The 885-nt window shown below is 60.3% G+C and carries 1 protein-coding gene; it reads left to right on the top strand.

Annotated features, from left to right (window positions below; all coding sequences use genetic code 11):
* Positions 1–885 (top strand): IS110-like element ISEc20 family transposase (locus ACUU1I_RS20855; RefSeq protein WP_152061248.1); only part of this gene is annotated, 885 nt, incomplete at both ends.

Raw genomic sequence — 885 nt, 5'->3', positions numbered from 1 at the left:
CCGTTGCCCGCTCAGAAGGAGTCCTTGTCGGATACCTCCCTGGACTGGCCATGCGCCGCATAGCCGACTTACACGCCGGTGAAGCTAAAACTGATGCTCGTGACGCTGCCATCATTGCCGAAGCTGCCCGTACCCTGCCTCACGCGCTACGCACGCTGAAACTGGCTGACGAGCAAATCGCCGAACTCTCCATGCTCTGCGGCTTCGATGATGATCTTGCCGCACAGACAACGCAGGCCAGCAACCGTATCCGCGGCCTTCTGACCCAGATACATCCGGCACTGGAGCGCGTTCTCGGTCCGAGACTTGAGCACCCGGCGGTACTCGATCTTCTCCAGCGATATCCCTCACCAGAAAAACTCGCTTCGCTGGGTGAGAAGAAGCTGGCAGCCCAGCTCTGCAAACTTGCGCCTCGTCTGGGTAAACGCCTTGCAGCAGACATAGCTCAGGCACTGGCCGAACAAACCGTCGTCGTTCCCGGCACGAATGCCGCTGCCGTAGTACTGCCACGTCTGGCACTCCAGCTCATCACGCTGCGTAAGCAAAGAGACGAGGTGGCGCTTGAGGTAGAACAGCGAGTTCTTGCTCACCCTCTTTACCCGGTCCTGACCAGTATGCCCGGAGTCGGTGTCAGGACCGCAGCCAGACTCCTCACCGAGGTCGCCTGCCGCGCCTTCGCCTCTGCCGCACATCTCGCTGCTTATGCTGGCCTTGCGCCGGTAACTCGGCGATCCGGCTCGTCAATACGCGGTGAGCATCCCTCGCGACGGGGTAATAAAGCTCTCAAACGGGCGTTGTTCCTGTCGGCCTTCGCCGCGCTCAGGGATCCGCTCTCCAGGGCTTACTACACCCGCAAAATGAGTCAGGGAAAACGACACAATCAGG

The sequence above is a fragment of the Shigella sp. SIG3 genome (assembly GCF_053555855.1).
This window is presented reverse-complemented; position numbering and strand designations above follow the sequence as displayed.